We start from the raw sequence: 1320 nt of genomic DNA on the forward strand, positions 1-1320 counted from the left end.
TGAACCGCCCCGGGAATCTTGGAGGCTGATTGGTTTAAGTTAATACGGACACTGCAACATTGTTGCTGAATTGCCGGTAGTAGTTTGCCTCAGCTTCAGCGGGCGGGATATAGCCGAGAGGTTCCATCAGCCGATGATGGTTGAACCAGGCTACCCATTGCAGCGTCGCCAATTCGACAGACTCACGCGTTTTCCACGGCGCACGACGATGAATCATTTCTGCCTTGTACAGACCGTTGATCGTTTCAGCCAGCGCGTTATCGTAGCTGTCGCCCCGGCTGCCAACCGACGGCTCGATGCCTGCTTCGGTCAGCCGTTCGCTGTAGCGAATGCTGACGTATTGCGAACCTCTATCGGAGTGGTGAATCAGTGTTCCGTCATTGTCCGGCCGTCGAGCGTACAGCGCCTGTTCAAGTGCATCCAGAACGAAGTCCGTAGTCATCGACGAGCTGACGCGCCAGCCGACAATGCGCCGAGCGAACACGTCGATCACAAATGCGACATAGAGCCAGCCCTGCCACGTCGATACGTACGTGAAATCCGACACCCAGAGCTGGTTCGGCCGGTCAGCCTTGAACTGACGGTTGACCCGGTCGAGGGGGCGTGGAGCCGATACTTCGGGGATAGTCGTGCGAACTCGCTTTCCACGCCTCACACCGCGCAAACCCAGTTGCTTCATCAGCCGCTCGACGGTACAACGTGCCACCGCAATACCCTCCCGGTTCAACTGCTTCCAGACCTTGTCCGCGCCGTAGACCTGCATGTTGGCCTGCCAGACTCGCTTGATTTCCGGACTCAGAAACTCATCGCGTTTCGCTCGGGCACAGCGCCGCGACGGATCTCGAAGCTGCGCGGCATGACGCCGATAGCCCTACGGGGCAATCCGCAAGACCTTGCAGATCGACTCGACCCCGAAGGTGTCGCGATGCTGATCGACAAAGGCATTCAGGACTTCAGGCGGCGGTCGAGTTCCGCCTGGGCGAAAAATGCGCTTGCCAGCTTCAGGATCTCATTGGCACGGCGCAGTTCCTTAACCTCACGCTCCAGTGCCTTGAGGCGCTCACGTTCCGACGTGGTGACGCCCTCACGCTCACCGCTATCAACTTCTTCTCGCTTGAGCCATCCCAGCAGCGTCTGGCTCGTACAGCCGATCTTCGGGGCGATGGATTCGATCGCCGCCCACTGTGAGGGATACTCGCCCCGATGCTCTTGCACCATGCGCACAGCACGCTCGCGGACTTCAGCAGAAAATTTGTTCGACTTGTTCATAGCTCCATTTTCTCAAGAATTGGAGCCTCCACCAAATCCGGGGCGGTTCAA

General features: G+C 58.3%; 1 pseudogene and 1 other annotated feature. The pseudogene reads right to left on the reverse strand.

Features of this window, described 5'->3' with window-relative positions:
- Positions 1-34: 34 nt before the first annotated feature.
- Positions 35-1269 (reverse strand): annotated as a pseudogene (locus CDV44_RS26860) (IS3 family transposase).
- Positions 875-991, reverse strand: a sequence feature (AL1L pseudoknot). Its footprint overlaps the pseudogene before it by 117 nt.
- Positions 1270-1320 lie beyond the last annotated feature (51 nt).

The sequence above is a fragment of the Pandoraea sp. PE-S2R-1 genome, assembly GCF_002179865.1.
In the GTDB taxonomy this organism is placed as follows: Bacteria; Pseudomonadota; Gammaproteobacteria; order Burkholderiales; family Burkholderiaceae; genus Pandoraea.